Origin of the sequence: Bradyrhizobium sp. 142 (genome assembly GCF_023074015.1) — a bacterium.
GTDB lineage: Bacteria > Pseudomonadota > Alphaproteobacteria > Rhizobiales > Xanthobacteraceae > Bradyrhizobium.
In genome coordinates this window covers 63,916-86,806 of record NZ_JADPKQ010000167.1, presented here as the reverse complement: position 1 = coordinate 86,806, position 22,891 = coordinate 63,916, and the positions used below count along the sequence as shown (strand labels likewise).

Here is a 22,891-nt window from a genome sequence, read left to right as displayed (position 1 = left end):
CAGCGATGACAACTCCATCCAGCCGCGCCGAAAAGCTGTCGAGTTCAGCAGGATCGGTCGTGTTCGACGCCGATGTGCTGGTGCTCGGCGGCGGTCCCGCCGGCACATGGGCTGCGATCATCGCCGCCAAGCGCGGCGCGCGGGTCGTACTCGCGGACAAGGGCTTTTGCGGCACGTCCGGAGCGACGGCGGCGGCCGGCACCGGAGTGTGGTATGTCGATCCCACGCCAGAGCACCGCGAGGCCGCGATGGCCAGCCGAGAGAAACTCGGTGGCCATCTCCAGGATCGTCGCTGGATGGCGCGCGTGCTGGACCGGACCTATTCGCAGAGCAACCAGCTCGCCGATTGGGGTTATCCGTATCCTGCCGATGACGATGGCAAGCCGCAGCGGAATTCGCTCCAGGGGCCGGAATATATGCGGCTGATGCGCAGGCGAACAAAGCAAGCCGGCGTGACGATCCTGGATCACTCTCCGGCGCTTGAACTGCTCGTGGATGGCAGTGGCGTCGTTGCGGGCGCCACCGGTCTGCGACGGCAGAAGGGCGATCGTTGGACGGTCAATGCGAAGGCGGTGGTGATTGCCACCGGCGGATGCGCCTTCCTCAGCAAGACGCTGGGGTCGAACGTGCTGACCGGCGACGGCTATCTGCTGGCCGCCGAAGCTGGCGCGGAATTGACCAGCATGGAGTTCTCCAACGCTTACGCGATCTCACCGGCTTTCGGATCGGTGACCAAGACGCTGTTCTACAGCTGGGCAAGCTTCACCGATGAACAGGGTGGCGTCATTCCGGGAGCTTCGTCGAAAGGCGGCCGCTCGGTGATTGCGCGGGCGCTGCGCAAAGGCCTGGTCTACGCTCAGCTGGACGAGGCCGATGCAGACACGCAGCGGCACATGCGCGTGTCGCAGCCGAATTTCTTTCTGCCGTTCGACCGCACTGGTATCGATCCCTTCACGCAACGCTTCCCGATCACGTTGCGCCTCGAAGGAACCGTTCGCGGCACGGGCGGCCTGCGGATCATCGACGACAGCTGCGCAACCACCGTTCCGGGCCTCTATGCGGCAGGCGATGCTGCGACGCGCGAATTGATCTGCGGCGGCTTCACCGGCGGCGGCAGCCACAATGCTGCCTGGGCGATGTCGTCGGGGTATTGGGCCGGGCAGGGCGCAGCGGAATTCGCGCGCCAACTGGGCACGACCAGCGGGCGTCAGGCGTTCCGGCGCGGCACGGTCGGCCTGCGCTCGGGCAATGGGCGATCGTTGCAAGGCAGTCCGCTTGCACAAAGCGTCCAGGACGAGGTGTTCCCCTACGAGTTGAACTATTTTCGCGAGGCGGGGAGGCTCGGCGAGTCGCTCAGCCGGCTGGATGCATTGTGGTCCGATGCGTCGGTTGCCGATGCGCCGGACGAGCGAGAGCTGCCGCGTGCGCGTGAGGCCGCCGCCATGCTAGCGACTGCGCGCTGGATGTATCGCAGCGCCCTGGCGCGTCAGGAGAGCCGGGGAATGCATCGCCGCGACGATTATCCCGAGCAGGACGATCGCTATCGCCACTATGTGACGACCGGAGGGCTCGACGACGTCTGGACCTCGACGCGGCCGCTGTCTTCCGTCCACTACGCCGAGGCCGCCGAATGATCGAGGTGATCGATAACGAGCGGTGCACGGCTTGTGACATCTGCGTCAGCGTGTGCCCGACGAATGTCTTTGACAAGACCGACGGCCTTCCCACAATCGCCCGTCAAAGCGATTGCCAGACCTGCTTCCTGTGCGAGCTCTACTGCCCCGAGGATGCGCTGTTCGTCTCGCCGTTTGCCGATGCGCCGCAAGTGGTCGACGTGGCGGCGTTGAAGGAAGCGACCCTGTTGGGCAGCTACCGGCGAGCGGTGGGCTGGGTCGAGGAGAGCCGGCACCTGCGGGCGGCCGATCGAAGCTTTCGGCTGTTCGGCCATTGAAAATCATGTCGTCTCTGGAAGCCGGCCATGAGTGGAGATCGCCTCCTTCTATTGAAGCCGGGATTTGAAGATCCCGAGCAGCCGGGCCGCTTCTTCGTCTGCCCGCACTGCAATGCAATCGAGGGATTGCTGGCGTCGTTTCCCGGTCTCGCAACGCAGGTTGAAGTGCACCGCCTTCCATTCGCACGCCCGCGATCAACGCTCGTCGCGATCCTTCGCGAACAACATCAATCGCTTCCAGTTCTAGTCTTTGACGAAAGCCGGCCGGTGCCCGAGAATGCGGAGGTGTCCAACGGTCGGCGCTTCATCGATTCGTCAGAGCGAATACTCCGCTATCTGGCCGACCGCTACTCATTCCCGTACGTTCTGGATTGAAGATAGAGTGAGCTGCCGTTGATTTGAATCGCGAAGTGTTTGCCATGTTCACTTTCGTCCAACAAAATGGAAGTGGTGCGCGACATGCCATCCGGTCTGCATCCTATGGCGGAGAAGCGCCCGCCATGTTGGACACGCGTTGGCGCCGTCTGTCCGCCGAATGACAGAAATCTCTTTGTCGTCCGTTGCCATCCATAGGGAAGTCCGTTCTACGTTGAAATACTTGACTTGCCGACGTTGACGACGGCGACATGAGTGGTTTGCGACGCGGGCCGAAAAGAGTTTTGCCATTCATTGACCTGTGCGTTGCCTCATCCAAAGATGCTGCGACAAGGTGGCATGCTTCTGCATTTGTTCGATGCAAGAGTGCGGCTGCGCTATTGCCCGGAGGCACTCGGTGGGTTCGTCGTCGCTCGAAGAATTGTCGCTGACGGCTGATGTGTTGATCGTCGGTGGCGGCATGGCGGGCGCCTGGGCGGCGGCTTCGGCCGCGCAGGCCGGCGCGAAGGTGGTCCTGGCTGACAAGGGCTATTGTGGCACCAGCGGCGTCACGGCAGCCGCGGGGCCGGGCCATTGGTGGGTGCCGCCGGATCCTCCCGCGGCGCGGGACGCTGTTGTCGCCAATCGCGTTGCCGCCGGGCTCGGCCTTGGCGAAGCCGACTGGATGTATCGCATCCTCGACGAGACCTGGCGCACGCTGCCGACGCTTGCCCGGCACTACAAGTTTGGCACGGACGACGAAGGCAGAGTGAATTACCGCGCGGTGCGGGGGCCGGAATATATGCGCGCGCTTCGCCAGCACGTGTTGAGCCACGGCGTCACCATTCTCGATCATTCACCCCTCGTCGAGTTGCTGGCGCGGTCCGATGGGTCGATTGGCGGCGCGCGTGGCCAGCGCCGTCAGGACGGCGGGCGCCCGTATCGGATCGTGGCGGGTGCGGTGGTGCTCGCGGCGGGCGGGACCAGTTTCCTGTCGCACCTTTTGGGGTCGCGAACGAATACGGGTGACGGCTATCTCATGGCAGCCGAGGCGGGCGCGGAGCTCTCCGGCATGGAATTCACCGCTGCATACACGATCGCGCCGGCGCATTCCACGATGACGCGCAGCATGGCCTATTCGTACGCGACCTACTACGACGAAGACGGAAACGAACTGGATCTCCCGTTTGGTCCCGATCAAACCATCCGTCTCGCCCGGGCGCTGCAACGCGGGTGGGTCTACTGCTCGCTGCATCGGCTGCCCGACGACGTCAAGGCGAGGCTGCATACGATCTCGCCGAACGTTCCGCTGGTGTTCGACCGTTGGGGGATCGATGCCTATCGCGATCGTTTCGAAGTCACCCTGCACAACGACGGCACGATCCGTGGCATCGGCGGAGTGCGCGTGCTTGATGTGAACGGCGCGACGTCGGTGCCGGGACTGTTCGTCGCTGGCGATAACGCATCGCGGGAGAAGGTCGCGGGCGCGATCTCCGGCGGTGGCAACATCAATTCGGCATGGGCGCTGTCGTCCGGTGTGTTTGCGGGAAGCGCGGCGGCGCACGTGGCGCGCAGCACGAAAAGCCGCTCATCGGAGCTCACGCCGCTTGGACAGGCCGGGCTGCGTCCGCGTGGCCGGCCAAAGGAGGTTGACGTGGCCACAGCCAGAGCCGGCGTGCGCGCCGAGATGCATCCGTTCGACAAGAACTTGTTCCGCACCGGCGCAGGGCTCGCGGCCTCTTCGCAAGCACTCGAAGGTCTGTGGAGTGAGGTCGCCAATCACGGACAGGGGGGCTCGATCGCCTTGCGCGAGGCAGCGGCGCTGCTGGCCACGATGGTCCGTCGCCACGGCGGCAGAGCGTAACGAGAGCAGGGGACTTCACCGTCGTGAGGATTATCCTGCACAGGATCCGCGATTGGCCGCCCGCCTGCTTAGCGGCGGATTGGACCAAGTTTGGTTCGCGCTGGATCGACCATCAGCAAACGCCCAGCCGGGTCAACTTCAGGCGGTGTCATGATCGAGCTCATCGTTGCAGAGCGTTGCACGGATTGTGAGGCCTGCATCGAGGTCTGCCCGACCAACGTGATCGATCCCGGCCCTGACGGCTTGCCGGTTCTCGCACGCATTGAGGATTGCCAGAACTGTTTCATGTGCGAGCTCTATTGCCGCGCAGATGCAATCTACGTCGCGCCCGATTGTGACCGTCGCGTCTCCGTGAGCAAGGAGGATATGCTGGCGTCCGGGCGCCTGGGCCAATATCGCAAGCATTCCGGCTGGGATGAATGGGCGGGGCATTTTCCCAACGAGCAATGGCTGATGGAGACCGTGTTCCGTCGCGCCGGTGAGGCAGCGGCGCAATCGCGGACTGACCGGCCTGAGGGCCTTCGCGGCAAGAAATAGAAACGGCCAGATCAGCGAGAGGCCGACGACAGCGCGTCCGCGGGATGCTTGTCGTTGTGCTCGACATATTCGACCAGCGTCTGGTCCGGATGCCGCACCAGCATGTTGCGGCCTGTCGGGACTGGCTTCGGCGCCTCCAGGATCGTCGCGCCGACCGTCGGCAGATGCGCGGCAAAACCCTCGATGTCCTCCACCATGAACGTCATGTGCGTCGCGGTGAACCGCCTCAGGCTCTGTTCGGTCCCGGCGATGAGCAGGATCGATGCGACCTGTGCCAGTCGCAGATCGTACTCCGGATGATCGAAGCGGAGACGCGCTTTCTGGCCGATCAACGTTTCGTAGAAGGTGACGGCCGCGTCCAGTTCTTCCAGCGGCAGGCAGCGCCGGGTCAGGATGTTGAGGATCTTCATGAGCGAACTCCTTGATCTCCGCTCAAGATTGGATCGCTCGCGATGATGTCAAGCCGTGCGCGTCGGAGCGCTGCCGGCAGATCGCGTGGAGAGACGAATCCTTATGTCACGGGTCGGAAACGTCATCCTGTTGTTGCCCGATGCCGATGATCTTTGAAAAGACTATCTTGTCTCGAGCGCTTAGCATGTCGGCCTCGCTGCCATTGTGAACGTCGCGACATGAACACTCCCCGAATTGAAAGCCGGCGCGTATCTGCCAGCGTGCGGTCACCAATCATCGCCAACCAGCTCGGCCCGGACATTCGTGCCGCGCTGGCCGATCACTGGTCGCGTCCGCTGATCATCGATCATCCTGCCGACCGCGCGCCATGGGAGATCGCCCCGGAGGCCGACGTGCTGCTGACGCGGCCACTGGCAGGCTGGCACAAGGCACCTCAGGAGAAGCCGGCGGGCTGGCCGTTTGGCCTGCGCTGGATCCAGACCGCATCGACGGGAGTCGATTTCTTTCCGGCCTGGCTGCTCGATGGCCCCGTGGTCACGGTCGGGCGCGGCATCTCGGCCGATCCGATCGCGGAATATGTCCTTGCGGCGATCCTCGGCTTCGAGAAGCGCATCCACGACATCCGACCGCGCAGCCGCGAGCAATGGAAGATCACCCCGCTCGGCTCGCTCAGTGGCAAGACGATCGGGATCGCGGGCTTCGGCGCGATCGGCCGGGCCGTCGTCGGGCGTGCTAAGCCGTTCGGCGTCAACATCAGGGTTTTGCGCCGCTCGGCGTGGCCATATGTCCTTCCGGGCATCCAGCCCGTCGACAGCATCGAAGAGCTGGTCGAGGTTTCCGATCATCTCGTTCTCGCTCTGCCGGCGACGACCAAGACGGCGCGTCTGATCAACGCCGACGTGCTCGCACGCGCCAAGACGTCGCTGCACCTGATCAATGTCGCGCGTGGGCGGATCGTCGATCAGCGCGCGCTGTTGCAGGCGCTCGACGACGGACGGATTGCCGGCGCGACGCTCGATGTCACCGATCCCGAGCCACCGCTGTTGGGCGATCCGATCTATAGCCATCCCAAGGTCGTCCTAACCCCGCATGTGTCGTGGACGGGAGGCGCGGATGCCAAGCGGCTGGCCGACAAGACGCTGGTCAACCTCGACGCCTACGCGCATGGCGTCGCGCTGGCTGATGTCTTTGACAAGAATCTCGAATACTAGAGAAGGAGCCGCAACCATGAACAAGGTCGTCGAGAAGCCCAAGAAATACTCCCTGGTCGAGCGCACGCCGGCGGCGACGTTCGAGGAGGAGCGGCTGCACCGCAAGCAGCGGCTTGCCGCGACGTTCCGCCTGTTCTCGCGCTATGGTTTCGATCAAGGCCTCGCAGGCCACGTTACCGTGCGCGATCCGGAGTTCCCCGAACGCTTCTGGATCAACCCGCTGTCAAAGCATTTCAGCCAGATCAAGGTGTCCGACCTTCAGCTCGTCGACCACGATGGCAATATCCTGATCGGCGACAAGCCGATCAACCAGGCCGGCTTCGTGATTCACTCGTCGATCCACGCCGCGCATCCGGACGTGATCGCGGCCGCCCACACCCATTCGACCTATGGCAAGGCCTGGTCGGCGCTGGGTCGCCTGCTCGATCCGCTGACGCAGGATTCCTGCGCCTTCTACGAGGACCACGTCCTGTTCGATCCATTCTCCGGCGTCGTGCTGGACGCCGAGGAGGGCCGCAAGATCGCGCAGGCGCTGGGATCGAAGAAGGCTGCTATTCTGCAAAATCACGGCCTGCTCACGGTGGGACCGACAATCGAGGCCGCGGCCTGGTGGTACATCGCGATGGACAACGCCGCGCGCGCCCAGTTGCTTGCCGAAGCCGCCGGCACGCCAAAGCCGATCCCACACGAAATCGCCAGCCTGACATCGCGGCAGGTCGGTACGCACAAGGGCGGCTACTTCAGCTTCCAACCGCTCTGGGACTGGATCACCGAGACGGAACCGGACCTGTTCAACTAGGATCGGGGCTTCCAGGCCGGTCAGTTGCCCGGCTCGTCGGAATTGCGCCAGGCCGCGACATCGTGAGATATCACGGTGCGCGGCTTGTCTCGTTCACGCAGGCCGGTGCTGCAACGGTGAGGAGCGGGGTGACATGACCATTGGTCTGCCAAGCGAAGTCGAAGTCATTACGTTGTTCGTCGATGACATTGCGTCGGCGAAAGCCTTCTACGCGAAAGTATTCGCGTCCGAGGCGGTCTGGGAAGATGCGGTCTCATCCGTGCTGAGATTTGGTGGGCTCCTGATCAACCTTCTTGATGCGTCTCAGGCACCGCCGCTTGTCGAGCCGTTGCGTGTTGCGCAGTCCTCCGCAGGGGCGCGCGCACTCCTGACGATCAGGGTTGCTGACGTCGACCAGGTGTGTTCGGCCCTTCAGGAGATTGGCGTCGATCTGGTCAACGGGCCGATCGATCGCCCCTGGGGACGGCGTACCGCGTCCTTTGCCGATCCTTCGGGTCATGTCTGGGAGATCGCACAGATCATTGAACGGGGTTAGCTGTCTCTTCGGCCCACCGGTCGTTAGAGTGCCCATTGAGCTGCCAAACGCCTTCTGAGATTCACTCAATCAATCTGTAGCCGTGATCAGCCGTCGGCGCGCTTGCGGCGCGTGCGCGACGCTGGCACTACCTGACGGGATCGACGCCAGCAGCGACCTCGTATAGGACTGCTGCGGATTGTCGAATATCTCGGCGACGACCCCGTGCTCGACGATACGCCCCTGGTGCATCACCGAGACGGTGTGGGCGAGTTGGCGCACCAGCGCGAGGTCGTGAGAAACGAACACATAAGTCAAGCCCAGATTGGCTTGCAGCGAGAGCAGGACGTCGACGATGTCGGCCTGGACGCTGACATCGAGCGCGGAGGTCGGCTCGTCGAGCACGATCACGTCGGGCTTGAGGACCAGCGACCGGGCAATGGCGACGCGCTGGCGCTGGCCGCCCGACAGGGCCGCGGGCTTGCGAAAGAGCAGGTGCTCGCCAAGCCCGACGTCGGCCAGAGCCTCGCGAACCCGCTCGTCGCGCTCCTTGCGGGTTCCGACCTTGAAACGGTCGAGCGGCTCGCGCACCAGCCGCTCGACAGTCCAGGTCGGGTCGAGCGAGGTGAACGGGTTCTGATAGACCAGCTGAAGGTGACGCCACGCCGAACGCAGTGCCTCTGGCGAGCGACCAGTGATCTGCGCGCCTGCGACCGAGATGGTCCCGCTGTCGGGTTGCTCGAGACCCAGCAGCAGCCGGACCGCTGTCGTCTTGCCCGAGCCGGACTCGCCCACCAGCGCGTGCGCGGTGCCGGCCGGAACGGTGAACGACAAATCGCTGGCGGCCGTCAGCGTCTTGCCGTCGACAGTGAAGGTCTTTGTAACGGCACTGACCTCGATCTTCGGCGTGTCGCCTGCGCCAGTCTTGAGGGTTCGCAAGCGCGTGTCGCGCAGAGCGGCGTAACGATCAGGATTGAGCGCCGGAACGTCGGCGCGCAGCTTCCTCGCGTAGGCCGACGCCGGAGAGGAGAAGACTGCGGCAGTTCGGCCAGCCTCCTGAATAACGCCGTCCTTGAGCACCACGAGTGCGTTCGCCCGTTCGGCGGCGATCGCAAGATCGTGGGTGATGAGCAGCATGCTGATCTTGAGATCGTGCTGCAATCGCGCGAGTAGATCGAGGATGCGCTTCTGGATCGTGACGTCGAGCGCGGAGGTCGGTTCGTCCGCGATCAGCAATTCCGGCCGCGGAAGGATTGCGAGGCCAATCAGCACGCGCTGGAGCATGCCGCCGGAAAGTTGGTGCGGATAGGCGTCATAAGTACGTTGTGGATTGTCGAGACCGACCGCGGCGAAGGTCTCCAGGATGAGCTGCTTTCGGACCGCCCTATCGGGCTCGTCGAGCAGCGCGGCCGCCTCCTGCGCCTGAGCACCGATCGTTCGCACCGGGTTGAGTGCGTTGGCGGGGTCTTGCGGCACGAACCCGATGGCTCGTCCACGCAGCGGCCGGAAGCCGTGTTCGGAGATATCAAGCACCTCCTGGCCGTCGAACGCGACGCGGCCGGTGGCGCGCCCGTCGCTCGGGAGCAGCCGCAGCACCGCGCGGGCGATTGTCGACTTGCCGGAGCCGGACTCCCCGATGAGGGCGAGGCTCTCGCCGCGGCCGAGTTCAAACCCCACCTTGGTCACGACCTCGTGCGGCCCGTAGGAGACCGAGAGGCCATCGACCCGGAGCAGCGGAATCGGGCGCAGCGGCACTGGCGCGGTGAACTCGGTCCGCGTGAGTTTGTTGGTGGTCAGTCTGTCTTGTGCAGCCATCGGCTGATCCTGTTCACGGAGAGGACGGTCGCGATCGTGACGAAGGCGGGCGCGTACACCAGCCACGGCCATTTGAGGTAGTCTTTGCCGATCGAGATCAGCAGGCCCCAGTCGGAGGCGGGAGGGGGATCGCCGTAACCGAGGAAGGCGAGGCTGGCGATCACCAGGATCGACAGGCCGAATTGCAAGACCGCGAGCGGGAGCACCGAGCGCGATGCGTTCGGCAGCACGTGCCGCAGCAGAATGTGCCAGCGCGAGCCGCCCATCAGGAACGCCGCCTCGACGAAAACGGCCTGCCGGGTCTTGATCACTTCCGAACGCATCACCCGTGCGAACACGGCAACCGCCGACACGCCGGTCGCGATCGCAGCATTGGTGGTATCGAAGCCGATCGCGGTGACGACGATGACGGCCAGCAGGAAGTTCGGAATCGCCAGCAGTACGTCGACCAGGCGGGCGAGTACGATGTCGACCCAGCCGCCGAGGAAGCCTGCGAGCAGGCCGATGAAGCCGCCGGTGACGGCGGCGATGGCGACGGCGATGAGCGCACTCGTCACCGAGGACGCCGTTCCATAGACCACGCGGGTATAGAGATCGCGGCCGAGGTGATCGGTGCCGAACCAGTGCGCGGCGCTGGGGCTGAGCAGCTTCTCGGCGGGAACACCGACGACCGGGCTATGACTCGTGAACAAGCCTGGCGCCAGCGACCAGGCAATTATGATCGCGATGACCGCGAAGGCAAGCGCAACAGTCGACGGCAGCCGCAGCGCTGTCAGCCGGCTGATTGCCGTGCCCCGCGAGTCGGAGAAGGAGGCGAGGGTCATGATATCATCACCGCGGATGCGGTAGTGGCGCTGTCGTCGGCTGTGGTCGGGCGATACTTGCGATCCCCGGTCAGCTTCACGCGCGGGTCGAGCAGCGGGTAGACGAGGTCGGCGAGCAGATTGACGATCACGAACACCACCGCCGCCAGTGAGACGACCGCCTGTAGGACAGGCAAGTCCTGCGTGCTCACCGAACGCTGCACCAGGCTGCCGATGCCGGTGCGTCCGAACACCGTTTCGGTGATCAGCGAACCGCCGAGCAGTTCGCCGATGGCAAGTGCAATCACGGTAACGACCGGGAGCGAAGACGGCTTGAGCAAGTGCTTGGCAAAGAGGCGCATCTGCGTCAGGCCACGGCCGCGGGCAACGGCGGCGTATTCCTGCTCGGACTCCTTGTCGAGGTTTGCGATCAGCACCTCGGCGATCCGCGCGGAGACGGGGATTCCGAGCGCGACCGAGGCAAAGAGAGTGGCCCAAAAGCTGTTCGGTTCGATGACGCGGAACAGACCAAGCTGGAAGCCAAAGACGTGGATCAGGACCAGGCCGATGACGAAGTTCGGCACCGACAGAAACAGCGACGGGAAGCCGCGCAGCAGGCCTTGCCCCAATCGGTTCGGAAGAAATTGCGTGCCGTAGGCGATCGTCACCGCCAGCAGCAGCGCGATCGCGAAAGCCTCGGAGGCGAGGATGAGCGTCGACGGCAGAACCTCGGCGATCAGGGTTGCGACGGGGCGGTTGGACCGCATCGACAGACCGAGATCACCGGCGACGAAGTGGGACAGCGATGTCCAGAGCTGGACCGGGATCGGCCGGTCCAGACCCTGCGCCGCGACGATCGCCTTGATCTCGTCCTCGGAGAACCCGTTTTGGGGATCACGCAGGACGTTGGCAACGGGGTCGCCCGGTAGAATGCTGACGACGACAAAAGTAAAGACGTAAGCCAGCAGGATGACGACGAAGGCCTGCGCAAGGCGCTTCGCGGCATAGGCAAGGTAAGCGTTGCTCATGCCGGTTCCTTCGCGGTGTTGTTCGTTCGCACGGCGCCTCACTCGCCCTTCGTGGCGGTGTAATAGCTGGCATAGGCGATGCCGTTGTAGACTTCGCCCTTGAGCCTTGGGGACTGCACATAGATCCGCTGGACGATCTGCGTGCGCGGGATGAAGTAGCCCTGCTCGAGGACGTAGGTCTGCAACTCGTCGAGAAGCGGGTTGCGGATCTCGATCGAGCTGGCGCCGGCAATCTTGTCGCGGAGATCGTTGAGCTTCTTGTCGCTATCGCCGAGATTGAACCAGTTCTCGCCATTGTTGGCGTCGGTGAGGATGCTGGCGACCGTGCCGGCATCGATGAAGCTGCGCGTCACCTCATAGGCCGGCACCGCAGGTCCGCCGAACCGGACTTTCTCACCGAACGTCACGACGTCATAGGCGCGGATGGTGACCTTCCAGCCGATCTTGCCGAGTTGCTGGGCGATGAGCTCGTCGATCGCCTTCGCTGTTGCAAGGTAAGGATTGGAATAGAGCGTCAGTGTCAGCTGCTTGCCATCCTTGGCGCGGATGCCGCCGGGGCCCTTGATCCAGCCCGCTTCGTCGAGCAGCTTCTCCGCCTTGCCGGGATTGTAGGCCAGGAGGTCGCTGTGGTCGGTCGCACCGGGCACGTTGCTCTGGATGAAGGACGTCGCCAGCTTCCAGTCGGGCGTATAGATGGTGTCGACGATCTCCTTCCGGTCGATGGCGGCCTGGAGCGCCTGTCGTACCTTCACATCGTTATACGGCTCCAGCTTGGTGTTGACCGCGAGGCCGTTGACGAAGCCGAGATAGCGTGGGGTTGCGGTGGTGAAGCCGGCATTCTTGAGGGAATTCAATTCCTGCGGTGAGGGGCTGTAGGCGACATCGGCCTGGCCGGACTGCACGGCGGCGACGCGCAACGATGGTTCGGACACGATCTTGTAGGTGATCGAGTCGAGATAGGCCGGGCCGGTGTGGCCGACGGCTGGGGGACCCCAATTGTAGTCCTTGCGCTTGACCAGCTTGACGAAGTCGCCCTCCTTCCAGGACGCGACCACATACGGCCCGCCGCCGGATGTCTTGGCAAGGTCGGCCTGCTGGGCTGCGGGCTGCGCGAGTGTCCTCGGGGAGATGAGAATCGAGCCGTGATAGCCGAGCGTCGGAATGAAGCCGAGTGTCGGTGCCTTGAACAAGACCTTCACGGTGGTTGCATCGACCGCTTCGGCGCGCTCGTAGGTCTTCGGGAAGAGGCCAACCGGATTGATGCCTTCGTTCTTCCGCCCAGCGTACCAGATGTCGAGATTGGCGACGACGGCTGACGCGTCGAGCGGCGTGCCGTCGGAGAACGTCACGCCCTTCTTGAGGTGCAGGGTGAACTGGGTGGCGTCGCTGCTCTGTTCCCAGCTTTCAGCGATCCACGGACTGACCTTGCCGTCGGCATCGACATAGACGAGCTTGTCGGTCACGTGGCCCCAGATGTGGCCCTGGAAACTCGAGATGGAGCTGTTGTTTGGAATCCAGGTGCCGCCGAGTGAATCGATCAGGAAGGTGATGTCGCCGCCATTCGGCGGAGCGCCGGCACTTCGAGCCGGAGACAGGCCCGTCATTGCCGTCAAGGCGACGGCCGTCACCACGGAGGTTGCGGCCAACAGGCGACGCCGGGAGAGCAAGAACGAAGAGAAGCGAGCGGTCATGAATAGCCCCTGACGATTGGTGGTGTCGGTCGGAGAGCCCTCTCGTAGAGACGCTTCGATACGATCGACATCTCTGTCTAGGAAAAGCGAAACGAGCGGACCTTGCCATTCCAAATTTTGTCGGAGATGGACAACAAATGTCGCGGTGTCGGGGCAATGCGCGCGACATCCATTTTGTCATCAGCCCGAAAGGGCTCGATCGAGCTGGTCTTTTGACCAAACACTCAACGAGGATCGCACGTCAATTCGAGTACAGCGTTGCAAGAGTCCTCTTCAGGTTCGTTAACTCGCCTGGCGCAATCGCAAAGCCAACTTGAGCGTCGAACGAAACGCCCAACAAAACGTCCAACATAGAAAATTAGCCGAAGGCGCAACTAATTAGAATTGCTATCATAAATCGATCTAAAAATTTGGAACGAAGCGCTTCACCCGCTCCAGCCTTTTCAAAGACTTTCGCGTGCCGCTTGATGCGCTGTTGTATTCCCCGCACGGCTCTGGACTGGCCGAGTGCGAGCTCATCAAAAACCGAATATCTTGATTTGGAGAAGAGGTGCTGAACCCGGGTGGGGCGGACTCATCCACGGCGCAGCTACCGCGTCGCGTCGGTCTGTCGGATATTACAACATTAGCGCGATCCAAAGGGGAGATCGCGGCTCCGCAATCTTCCTCGGCGAATAGCCCACCGTTCATGGCTATGGCGGATGACACGATCAAGCGCGGCCCGCGAACCCAGTGTTTTCTCGGGCATGCAGGCGATGACTGCATTCCGGTCCTCGATGCCCTGCTCATCAACGATCCATGTCCGCAGTTCCTCACCGGCAAGCCGAGCGGCGATCCGGTCAGGTGTCGGATCAATGTCGTTGGACACCGTCACGTTCATCACTATCCGGCCGCCCGGTGCCAAGCGCGAGCGGATTGCGTCGCAGGTTGCGGCATCGAACTCATCCGTGAACCGAAATCCGGTCCACCGACGTCGACAGCAATTCCGTCGTAGTACGTGCGATCATCGAACACGAATTTCCGAAAGTCTGAGACGATGCAGGGCAATTCGTCCGGCAGGTCGAGAAACTTGTGTGCAACTACGAAGCTGATCGGGTTGTTGTCGACAATGGTCAACCTCTTCCCAAGACGCGACAGTGCTGTCGCAAGATTTCCGCCGCCGCAGCCCAGAACGAGAATATGTTCTGAGCGGGACAGTAGTTCGTCCATGAGCTTGACGTAGGTGAATACGCTTTCGCCATCGGGCGTTGCCTGACTCTGCCTCACGCCTTCTTCGAAGTACACGCGGGTTCCGTCCCAGGAATACTCAACAATTTCGATCTGCCCGTTCCTCCCTTGATAACGCCCCAGCAGTTTCACGGCCGACAACCATATTAAAAGTCGAACATCATAACACATGCACTAAACATCTATTATCATGTGATCTGCATTGCGCCAACCGTTTCGGGAATTGCACATAATGGTTTCCGTATCTTGCGAGAAGACCACGCTACATTGCGACGGCACCTCGGTTCGATCCAATGAATCAGATTTGGATATGATCTATTTTCCATCTAAACTGATGCTTGAACAATAATTCGGATAGTCTTAGATGTACCGGATGGAAATCTCACTGGAGACGGCCATTTCATGATTACGGCCAACCAACTCAGGGCAGCCCGTGCGCTGCTGAACATAGATCAGCGGCAGACTGCCGATCTTGCAGATCTTTCAGTCCCTACCATCCAGCGCATGGAGGCGAGCGATGACGTTATTCGCGGGAACGTCGATTCTCTGATGAAGCTGGTTTCTGCGTTGGAGAATGCGGGGATCGAATTGATCAATCCAGGTGTTACGAGTTCAGCCGGCGGTCGCGGCGTTCGCCTCAGGGAACATGTTACGAAGCCAAAGGCGAAGAACATGAAGCAGTCCAAGCCCTCGCTACCGCGGACTTTGGAGCGGACTCGATGAATGGAGTGATTCGCTGACAACGGATTTTCAGATCAAAGAACGCTCCAAGCGGACACGCAGGCGCTGGTGAGTGCCGACCACGGTATGGGCGTGGCAGCGTAGGGGCCGAACTGCCAGTTCATCACCACAGGGATAGCCGAAGTCGTCTCCCGGGCCTCAAGTGGACGTGGCGCTTTTTTGCGTTCGATCGAGCAGGGAAAGGAGTCCCTGCAAAATCGCAACAGGCGGTGGCGGACAGCCCGGAATATGAAGATCGACGGGAACGATTTGCGAGACCCCTCCGACCACCGCGTAGCTGCCGGCAAAACACCCGCCATCTCGTGCGCAGTCGCCGAGGGCAATGACCCATTTCGGGTCGGGGGTCGCATGATAGGTTCGCTCCAGTGCATCGCGCATGTTTTTGGTCACGGGCCCCGTGACCAAAAGAACGTCGGCGTGACGTGGCGAGGCGACGAAGCGAATACCAAAACGTTCGACGTCGTAATAAGCATTGTTCAGCGCATGGATCTCCAGCTCGCAACCATTGCATGACCCGGCATCTATTTCGCGGATCGAGAGGCTTCGGCCGAGGCGCCGCCGTGTGGCGCGCCGAATTGCAGCGGCGAGTTCCTCGACAGCTGTCTGGTCGAGGGCAGGAGCCTGCTCCGTGAGCGGCCTCTGGAAGAAACTTTGAAAGAGAAGTTTGCGCATCGTTTTCCCCTACAGATCCTGCCCGGAATAGGAGCAGTTGAACGATTTGTTGCAGAGGGGGAAGTCGGCGACGATGTTGTGTTCGATGGCGGCTTCGAGCAGCGGCCACTGAAACCATGATGGATCGCGAAGATAGCAGCGCTCGACCTGGCCGCCGTCGAGCCGGAGCCAGACCATGATATCGCCCCTGAAACCTTCGACCAACGCCATGCCCTCGCGCGGTCCCGCTTCGGCACTGAGTGGCGTGCGTAACGGGCCGTCGGGAAGGCGGTCCAGAATCTGGTTGGTCAGCAAAAGACTCTGCTCGACCTCCCGAATCCGAATCCAGACGCGGGCGTTCACGTCACCCTCCTCGAGCATCGGTACCTCGAAGCGCAGATCGTCATAGGGCGGATAGCCCGGAGCCCGACGGGCGTCGAACGTGCGCCCGGACGCGCGCCCGACATATCCTCCCGCACCATACTGTTCTGCCAGCGCGGCAGCGACGATGCCGGTACCGACCGTCCGATCCTGAAGCGACGCGGTGTTGTCGTAAAGTTCGATCAATTCGGGAAAGCGAACTTGGACATTAACGAGCGCCGCACGGATGGCTGATTGCCCCTTGGCGTCGAGATCGCGAGCCAATCCACCGGGAATGATGACGTCTCGCATCAGGCGGTGACCAAAGGCGCTGTTCGCAGCGCGCAGAAGGTCCTCGCGCAGCACGTTGCAGTGGGCCTGCATCAAGCCGAAGGACGCGTCATTGCAGATCGCGCCGATGTCGCCGAGATGGTTGGCGAGCCGTTCGAGTTCCGCAAGCAGCGCCCGCAGCCAGACAGCACGATTCGGCACGACAAGCTGCAGCGCAGCCTCGACGGCCCTTGAAAAGGCATAGGCATAGGCGACGGTGCTATCGCCCGATACGCGTCCGGCCAATTGAGCGGCGCGCTCGATCGGTGCGCCTCGCATGAGCCCTTCTATCCCCTTGTGGGTATATCCCAGCCGCTGCTCCAGCCGGACCACGGTTTCCCCGCTGGCGGAAAAGCGGAAATGTCCGGGCTCAATGATGCCTGCATGCACGGGCCCGACTGCAATCTGATGCACGCCATCGCCTTCCACCGGCAGGAAACGGTAGGGCGCGGTGATCGATAGCGCGTCGATGCGATCTCCAAGCGGGAACCGTATGCCCCAATGGTTGTGATCGAGCCAGCGTCGGGTGTCGGGCAAGCCTTCTGCGGATAAGCCGAATAGATCGTTGGCGGTACGCTCCAATCGAAGCGCCGGCGGGTGGTGCTTGCTGACCGAGGGATAAACGCGATTGGGGCAATCGACGCTGACGACCGCGATTTCCGTTGTGTCGCGGTCGATGATCGCCATGTGTGCTGTCGAAGGCTCACCCCAGAGGCCGAGCAGGCTCCAGCGCCCCTGTGCCAGCTCGTTGGCGGCAAACGCCCAAACGGAAGCATCGACCACGGTGCGTGGCCAAGGCATGTGCTGCCGGCTCGTGCGGCCTTCCAGCACCAGATCGATCAGCGACGGCATATCCCGTTCATCCCTCAATTATCCAAGAAGACGAGCCACGTGCTGGAACCAGACGACGAGCGGTGCGGGAAGATAGGTTCCTGCACACAGAACCAATGCGAGATGCGCGAGCATCGGTATGTAGGAGGCTTCCGCGGACGCCGTGCTGCCGCGAGGTTCGCCGAATGCGACGCTCGTCAGACGCAACGTCAACGCGCCAAAGGCAAGTAGAAGCCCGAACACCAGTGCGACCGCGAGCAGTGGCTGCCGTGCGAAGGTCGAACTCACGATGAGGAATTCGCTCATGAAGATGCCAAGCGGTGGCAATCCGGCGATTGCGACAACGCCCACCACCAAACCCCAGCCAAGCGCCGGATGGGTCACCGTCAAGCCCCGGATCCGGCTAATCCTCTGCGTGCCCTTGATCTGCGAGATATGGCCGACGGCGTAGAAGATCGCCGACTTGGTCAGGCTGTGCATTACCATGTGCAACAGCCCGGCAAAATTGGCAAGCGGGCCGCCCATTCCGAACGCAAAGACGATGATGCCCATGTGCTCGATCGAGGAGTAGGCGAACAGTCGTTTGATGTCCCGCCGGCGGTACAGCATGAATGCTGCGAAGATCAACGAGACGAGGCCCATTGTCACCATCAATGGGCCCGGAGCGATCGCGTGCGGATTGACGGCAAGCAATATCTTGAAGCGCAGCAGCGCATAAAGCGCGACGTTCAGGAGCAGGCCCGACAGCACGGCCGATATCGGGGTTGGACCCTCGGCGTGGGCGTCCGGCAACCACGCGTGCAGCGGCGCGAGGCCGACTTTGGTTCCGTAGCCAAGAAACAGGAAAATGAAAGCGACATTGAGAAGGGCTGGATCGAAGGCCGCTGCATTCTGGATCAACAGCGTCCATATCATGCCGTCCTGGCCCTCGCCTACGATCGGACGCGCCGCCATGTAGACGAGGATCGTGCCAAACAGCGCGAACGCAATTCCGACGCTGCCGAGGATGAAATACTTCCACGCCGCTTCCAGGGCCGCGTGCGTGCGATAGATGCCGACCATCAGCACCGTGGTGAGCGTCGCGATTTCCACCGCGACCCACATCAGGCCGATATTGTTCGACACGAAAGCCAGGTTCATGCCGAACATCATGGTCTGGTACATGGCGTGGTAGAAGCGCAGGTACACCGGTGTTAACCGGCCGGCTTCGAGTTCGTGGGCGATGTAGCTCGCGCTGAAGATGCTGGTCGTGAAGCCGACGAAAGTGTTGAGCACGATGAAGACGATATTGAGATCGTCGACCAGCACGTATGGTCCTGGCTGGGGGCGTTCGATAACAAACAGCGAGAGCGCCGAAACAAAGGTCAACATGCTGGCGACAACGTTCAACCGCGCTGTCAGTCTGTAGCCGGGCAGCACGGCAAGCAGCGCAGCCGAAAGGATCGGGATCAGCAGGACCGCCGCCACGGGATCTAGGGATGCCATGGTCATCTGCGCTCGCCCCGGTAATCGTCGAGGGCGGAGACGTCAACGGAATCGAAGCGCTCGCGGATCCGGAATAGGAAGATGCCGATGACGATGAAAGCGATCAGGATCGAGAAGGCGACGCTGATTTCGACGACCAGCGGCATCCCTTTGGCGCCGGTCGCCGCCAGCACCAGACCGTTCTCGAGCGACATGAATCCGACGACCTGACTGACGGCATTGCGTCGCGTCACCATGACCAGTAGTCCGAGAAGCACGACCGACAATGCGAATGCGAGATCTTCGCGGGCCAATGGATCGGCGTCGGCGGTTACCCGCAGCATCAGGACCATGGAGAGGGCGACCAATGCCATCCCGGCCAGCATGGTCAGGCCGATGCTCACGGCTGACTCGATGTCGCGATGAATGCCGAGCTGCTTGACGATACGGTGCAATGCCACCGGAATGACGATTGCCTTGAAGACGAGGGCGATGACCGCCGTGATGTAGAGATGAGGCGCGTCCTGGATGTAGGCCTGCCAGGCGACGGAAAGTGCAAGTACCACGGCGTGGAGCGCAAAGACGTTGAGCAGCGAATAAAGTCTGTCCTGGTACAGCATCATGAAGCTGATCAGGACGAGGCCGCCGGCAAGCGTATGCGAGATGTCGAAGGCGAGGCTGTGCATCTGCATCAGAAACTCTTCGACACGAATAGGAGGAGCGTACCGAGCAAGCCCAGCATGAGCGCGGCCCCAAGAAATTGCGGAATACGGAAGACCCTCATTTTGGCGGTGGCGGTCTCGAACAGCGCAAGGAAAAAGCCGGCGGCCGCCAGTTTGACGACGTAGGCGCCGGCACCGACGGCGTAGGCCAAGGGGCCAGTGCCGAACAGCGCGATCTTCCAGGGCAAGAACACGCAAGCGATCAGCGAGATGTAGAGCAAGAGCTTGAGAAACGCGCCGAATTCGATCATGGCGAGATGGCGGCCGGAATATTCGAGCACCATTGCCTCATGCACCATGGTGAGCTCCAGGTGAGTGGTAGGATTGTCGACCGGGATGCGCGCGTTTTCGGCCAGCGCCACCATGATGAGTGCGATGACCGCCATTCCAAGTGAGACCCGCAGTCCGACGTAGGACGAGGCCATGAAATTGGCGACGGTCGAAAGTTGGGTCGAGCCGGCAACCAGCGCAATGCAAAAGAAAACCAGCAGCATGGCGGGCTCAGCGAGGGCAGCAATCATCACCTCGCGGCTGGAGCCGATGCCGCCAAAGCTGGTGCCTACGTCCATTCCGGCAAGAGCCAGAAAGAAGCGCGCGCTTCCGAGCAGCGCAACGATGGCGATCAGGTCGGCCGTCCAGTTGAACAACAGGCCGGTCGCAAAGGTCGGCACCAAAGCGGCGGCAACCCAGATCGCGGCAAAGGTCACATAGGGTGTCACGCGGAACAGCCACGAGGTGTTCTCAGCCAGCACCACCTCCTTGCGAAGCAGGCGTAGCAGATCGCGATAGGGCTGAAAGACCGAGGCACCCTGGCGGCGCACCAGCCTTGCCTTGATCTTGCGCACGAAGCCGGTAAGGAGCGGCGCAAGCAGCAGCACCAGCAACATCTGCACACCCTGCACGATGATGTCCGAGATCACGACCATATCGCAAGCACCAGAAGCAGGGTGACGAGGGTTGCAAAGACGAGACTGAGATATCGCCGGATGGTCAGGAATTGCAGGCGGTTGAGCCGGTCGGAAGAAAAGCCGACCGCCCCCACGATCGGTAGATAAACCCCCTCCCAGACCAGATCGTGCAATTCGATCCTGAGCCGTGCCGGCCTGACATCTCCGGGTGCGGGCATATCGACATGGTCGCGGGCGCGGAACACGAGTGTGCCGAAAACGCGGCGGATCGGCTGCGCGAAGCTTTCAGCCGAATACTGGGCTGCAGGAGTGGGATCGGAAAAACCGCAACCCCAGGCAGGCCCCCGCCGCAGCGCATGCGAGGCGAAGCGATGGATCACGAAGACGGAAAGGGAAGCCGATACCGTGATGAATATCATCACCAGCAATCCGTTGTATGAACTGCGGCTCTCTGCAATCGGTGCGATTGAAAGCCAGGGTTCATTGGCCTGGATCGGCATTCGGCCACCCAGGATATCGATCGTGATCGGCGCAAGCGCATCGATCACCAGCCCCGGCAGGATGCCAGCGAGCAGGCAAAGTGCGGCAAGGATAAACATAGCTGACAACGAGTAGCGATCGACCTCGTGGGCGGCTTCTGCTGCCGTACTGCGCGGCCGCCCGAGAAATGTCACGCCGAACGCCTTGACGAAGCATGCCGCGGCCAACGCAGCCGCCAGGGCCAATAGTGCGCCGACCGCCGGCACCATGATCTTTAGTGCCCATTGCGGCAACTCCGGGCTTTGCAGCACGGCCTGGAACATCAACCATTCCGAAACGAAACCGTTGAAAGGCGGCAGAGCCGAGATCGCGACGCAGCCAACAAGAACGACGAAGCTGGTGAATGGCATGCGATGGATGAGACCACCGAGCTTGTCCATGTCCCGCTCGCCGGTCGCAGTCAGGACGGCGCCGGCTCCAAAAAACAGCAGGCTCTTGAAGAAGGAGTGGTTGAGTACGTGAAACAGCGCGGCGGTGAAGGCCAGCGCTGCCGCCAGCTTCTGCCCATTGGCCTGAAAGGCCAGGGCAAGGCCGAGGCCCGCAAAAATGACGCCAATATTCTCAATTGTGCTATAGGCCAGCAGGCGCTTCAGATCCTTTTCCATCAAGGCGTAGAGAATCCCCATGACGGCGGTGATGCCGCCGAGGAAAAGCACGACGACGCTCGCCGGCCAGATTGGCTGCCCCAGCAGATCGAATGTGACGCGAATGAAGCCGTAGATCGCCACCTTGGTCATGACGCCGCTCATCAGCGCTGAAACGTGACTTGGCGCTGCGGGATGTGCGAGCGGCAGCCAGACGTGCAACGGCACAAGGCCAGCCTTTGAGCCTGCTCCGAGCAGCATCAGGATCAATACCAGCGTGGCCACGTAAGGCGTGTGGCGGGCCGCGCGAATGGCCGCAAATCCGTAGTCTCCAGTCGGTCCTGCCAACAGACCGAAGGCCAATAGCAACGCCAGCGTACCGAAGCTCGCCATGACCAGATAGACGTAACCTGCCTTCGCATTGCCTGGCTCGCGGTGATGCGCCATGACCAGCGCCCATGACGCCAGCGACATAAACTCCCAACAGAGCAGATAGGAAAACGCATCGTCCGCCAGCACCACAAGGTTCATGCCGGCCAGAAAGGCAGGAAAGAAAGGCAGCACGCGATGCGGCGCTGGATCATGGTGCCCATAGCCCAGACCATAAAGGCTTGCTGACGCCCCACCCAGATTGACCACAACGAGAAAAAACGACGCCAGCGCATCCAGGCGGAAATGGGCGCCAAGCCACGGTAGCCCGACCGGCAAGACCAGGCCGGAGGCATTCGGGGCCTCGCCGACCAGAAAGCGGATCGATCCGAACAATGCGACAAGGGAAACTGCCGTGGTGGCGCGGTAGATGATTGTCGTGGAGGTCTTTGCGCGACTGAGCATGATCGCGAGCACGGCGATCCCCAACAATCCCGCGGCGCATGACATTTGCAGAACGAGGGAAGACATCAGGCAGAGCCCCTCGTTCCGTTCGATGATTCTTGTTCGGACTGATTGTGCGGGTAGGTTTTTGCCGAACCCGAATTCATCTTCAGTCGCACCCCGCGTCCTTGAGAGTCGCTGACGGCGCCTTCGTCGATCATCTCGATCCCGGCTTCGTCGAATGCAGCGATCAGCTTGACCAGCGAGCCGACATTGCCTCGAACTATCGTTTCGCTCGCTTCCATTCGCTGGATTGTTGGGACCGACAATCCGGAGAGTTCGGCAAGTCGGCGCTGATCGACGCCGAGAAGCAGCCTGGCAGCCCGCAGTTGAGCTGCCGTGATCATCGATATCTGCTTCAACGTCGGGATTCCAGCCAATGTTAAATCATTCTTGTATCCTAACTAATGAGGTAATTTTGTCAAGAAATGATATCTAGGATATCTATTCTAAGGGATCCATTTCGGGCGCAGGCATACGCGCTTGCAGGGGCCCAGGCATAACGATTACCGCGCAGCAGCCGCTCCAAATCTGACGTCGCAGTTTTTGTGGAACGGCGCCTCAGCGATACTGCTGGTCCAACCCTCTTTCGCAAACTTCGCGGCGCTCCACCGAGTCGACGGAGGTGCGAACTCCGACCGCACCGCGCTGACAGCGGGGAGCTAAAGCCTTCCGCAGGAAC

General features: G+C 61.8%; 23 protein-coding genes. 9 read left to right on the top strand and 14 right to left on the bottom strand.

The features are described 5' to 3' along the window. Positions 1-5 precede the first annotated feature (5 nt). The 5 genes from IVA82_RS15865 to IVA82_RS15845 all read left to right on the top strand — a co-directional run bounded on the left by IVA82_RS15865 (position 6) and on the right by IVA82_RS15845 (position 4,706). A complete protein-coding gene (locus IVA82_RS15865; RefSeq protein WP_247387563.1) occupies positions 6-1,634 on the top strand; it encodes an FAD-binding protein in 1,629 nt (542 codons plus the stop codon). Beyond that, a complete protein-coding gene (locus IVA82_RS15860) occupies positions 1,631-1,951 on the top strand; it encodes a ferredoxin family protein (protein WP_247387562.1) in 321 nt (106 codons plus the stop codon). The genes IVA82_RS15865 and IVA82_RS15860 overlap by 4 nt, the downstream gene beginning before the upstream one ends. A gap of 27 nt (positions 1,952-1,978) precedes the next feature. Further along, positions 1,979-2,326 carry a DUF3088 domain-containing protein gene (locus IVA82_RS15855; protein WP_247387561.1) on the top strand — a complete coding sequence of 116 codons (348 nt, stop codon included), beginning with the start codon at positions 1,979-1,981 and terminating at the stop codon, positions 2,324-2,326. Positions 2,327-2,723: 397 nt separating this feature from the next. After that, a complete protein-coding gene (locus tag IVA82_RS15850) occupies positions 2,724-4,169 on the top strand; it encodes an FAD-binding protein (protein WP_247387560.1) in 1,446 nt (481 codons plus the stop codon). 150 nt (positions 4,170-4,319) lie between these two features. After that, on the top strand, positions 4,320-4,706 hold the full coding sequence (locus IVA82_RS15845; protein ID WP_247387559.1) for a ferredoxin family protein: 387 nt from the start codon (positions 4,320-4,322) through the stop codon (positions 4,704-4,706). A gap of 11 nt (positions 4,707-4,717) precedes the next feature. Here IVA82_RS15845 and IVA82_RS15840 read toward each other — a convergent pair whose 3' ends face one another. Beyond that, on the bottom strand, positions 4,718-5,116 hold the full coding sequence (locus IVA82_RS15840) for a VOC family protein (RefSeq protein ID WP_247387558.1): 399 nt from the start codon (positions 5,114-5,116) through the stop codon (positions 4,718-4,720). A 219-nt stretch (positions 5,117-5,335) separates the two neighbouring features. Between IVA82_RS15840 and IVA82_RS15835 the strand changes: the two genes are divergently transcribed. The 3 genes from IVA82_RS15835 to IVA82_RS15825 all read left to right on the top strand — a co-directional run bounded on the left by IVA82_RS15835 (position 5,336) and on the right by IVA82_RS15825 (position 7,662). Further along, positions 5,336-6,328 (top strand): NAD(P)-dependent oxidoreductase, encoded by a 993-nt coding sequence (locus tag IVA82_RS15835; RefSeq protein ID WP_247387557.1) that lies wholly within the window; start codon positions 5,336-5,338, stop codon positions 6,326-6,328. 16 nt (positions 6,329-6,344) lie between these two features. Next, positions 6,345-7,127 carry a class II aldolase/adducin family protein gene (locus IVA82_RS15830; protein ID WP_247387556.1) on the top strand — a complete coding sequence of 261 codons (783 nt, stop codon included), beginning with the start codon at positions 6,345-6,347 and terminating at the stop codon, positions 7,125-7,127. 133 nt (positions 7,128-7,260) lie between these two features. Then, on the top strand, positions 7,261-7,662 hold the full coding sequence (locus IVA82_RS15825) for a VOC family protein (protein ID WP_247387555.1): 402 nt from the start codon (positions 7,261-7,263) through the stop codon (positions 7,660-7,662). Positions 7,663-7,731: 69 nt separating this feature from the next. Here IVA82_RS15825 and IVA82_RS15820 read toward each other — a convergent pair whose 3' ends face one another. The 6 genes from IVA82_RS15820 to IVA82_RS15795 form a co-directional block, all read right to left on the bottom strand. Continuing rightward, entirely contained in the window at positions 7,732-9,456 is a 1,725-nt protein-coding gene (locus IVA82_RS15820) for an ABC transporter ATP-binding protein (protein WP_247387554.1), read from the bottom strand. Further along, on the bottom strand, positions 9,435-10,280 hold the full coding sequence (locus IVA82_RS15815; protein ID WP_247387553.1) for an ABC transporter permease: 846 nt from the start codon (positions 10,278-10,280) through the stop codon (positions 9,435-9,437). Before IVA82_RS15815 ends, IVA82_RS15820 begins: the two co-directional genes overlap by 22 nt. Beyond that, positions 10,277-11,287: an ABC transporter permease gene (locus IVA82_RS15810; RefSeq protein ID WP_247387552.1), complete on the bottom strand. Its 1,011-nt coding sequence runs from the start codon at positions 11,285-11,287 to the stop codon at positions 10,277-10,279. Before IVA82_RS15810 ends, IVA82_RS15815 begins: the two co-directional genes overlap by 4 nt. Before the next feature lie 38 nt (positions 11,288-11,325). Continuing rightward, positions 11,326-12,978, bottom strand: coding sequence for an ABC transporter substrate-binding protein (locus IVA82_RS15805; RefSeq protein ID WP_247387551.1), 1,653 nt, complete (start codon positions 12,976-12,978; stop codon positions 11,326-11,328). A 625-nt stretch (positions 12,979-13,603) separates the two neighbouring features. Continuing rightward, positions 13,604-13,858 (bottom strand): hypothetical protein, encoded by a 255-nt coding sequence (locus IVA82_RS15800; protein WP_247387550.1) that lies wholly within the window; start codon positions 13,856-13,858, stop codon positions 13,604-13,606. Positions 13,859-13,860: 2 nt separating this feature from the next. Beyond that, complete coding sequence (locus tag IVA82_RS15795; RefSeq protein WP_247387549.1) at positions 13,861-14,337, bottom strand: class I SAM-dependent methyltransferase; 477 nt, start codon at positions 14,335-14,337, stop codon at positions 13,861-13,863. Positions 14,338-14,607: 270 nt separating this feature from the next. On the opposite strand from IVA82_RS15795, the gene IVA82_RS15790 reads away from it, so the two are divergent. Then, entirely contained in the window at positions 14,608-14,928 is a 321-nt protein-coding gene (locus tag IVA82_RS15790) for a helix-turn-helix transcriptional regulator (RefSeq protein WP_247387548.1), read from the top strand. A 156-nt stretch (positions 14,929-15,084) separates the two neighbouring features. On the opposite strand, the gene IVA82_RS15785 is transcribed toward IVA82_RS15790, so the two are convergent. Genes IVA82_RS15785 through IVA82_RS15755 form a run of 7 tightly spaced genes read right to left on the bottom strand, consistent with a single transcriptional unit; the run spans position 15,085 to position 22,556 of the window. After that, entirely contained in the window at positions 15,085-15,618 is a 534-nt protein-coding gene (locus IVA82_RS15785; protein ID WP_247387547.1) for an NADH-quinone oxidoreductase subunit B family protein, read from the bottom strand. Between the two features lie 9 nt (positions 15,619-15,627). Further along, the gene (locus IVA82_RS15780) at positions 15,628-17,139 is read right to left on the bottom strand and encodes an NADH-quinone oxidoreductase subunit C (protein WP_247387546.1); all 1,512 of its coding nucleotides are present in this window, start codon (positions 17,137-17,139) and stop codon (positions 15,628-15,630) included. 18 nt (positions 17,140-17,157) lie between these two features. Further along, positions 17,158-18,609, bottom strand: coding sequence for a hydrogenase 4 subunit F (locus IVA82_RS15775; protein WP_247387545.1), 1,452 nt, complete (start codon positions 18,607-18,609; stop codon positions 17,158-17,160). Next, positions 18,606-19,268, bottom strand: coding sequence for a hydrogenase-4 component E (locus tag IVA82_RS15770; protein WP_167770753.1), 663 nt, complete (start codon positions 19,266-19,268; stop codon positions 18,606-18,608). Before IVA82_RS15770 ends, IVA82_RS15775 begins: the two co-directional genes overlap by 4 nt. 5 nt (positions 19,269-19,273) lie before the next feature. Beyond that, positions 19,274-20,230, bottom strand: a complete 957-nt coding sequence (locus IVA82_RS15765) for an NADH-quinone oxidoreductase subunit H (RefSeq protein WP_247387544.1) — start codon at positions 20,228-20,230, stop codon at positions 19,274-19,276. After that, a complete protein-coding gene (gene hyfB / locus IVA82_RS15760; RefSeq protein ID WP_247387543.1) occupies positions 20,221-22,236 on the bottom strand; it encodes a hydrogenase 4 subunit B in 2,016 nt (671 codons plus the stop codon). Before hyfB ends, IVA82_RS15765 begins: the two co-directional genes overlap by 10 nt. After that, a complete protein-coding gene (locus IVA82_RS15755) occupies positions 22,236-22,556 on the bottom strand; it encodes a helix-turn-helix transcriptional regulator (protein WP_247387592.1) in 321 nt (106 codons plus the stop codon). Before IVA82_RS15755 ends, hyfB begins: the two co-directional genes overlap by 1 nt. Positions 22,557-22,891 lie beyond the last annotated feature (335 nt).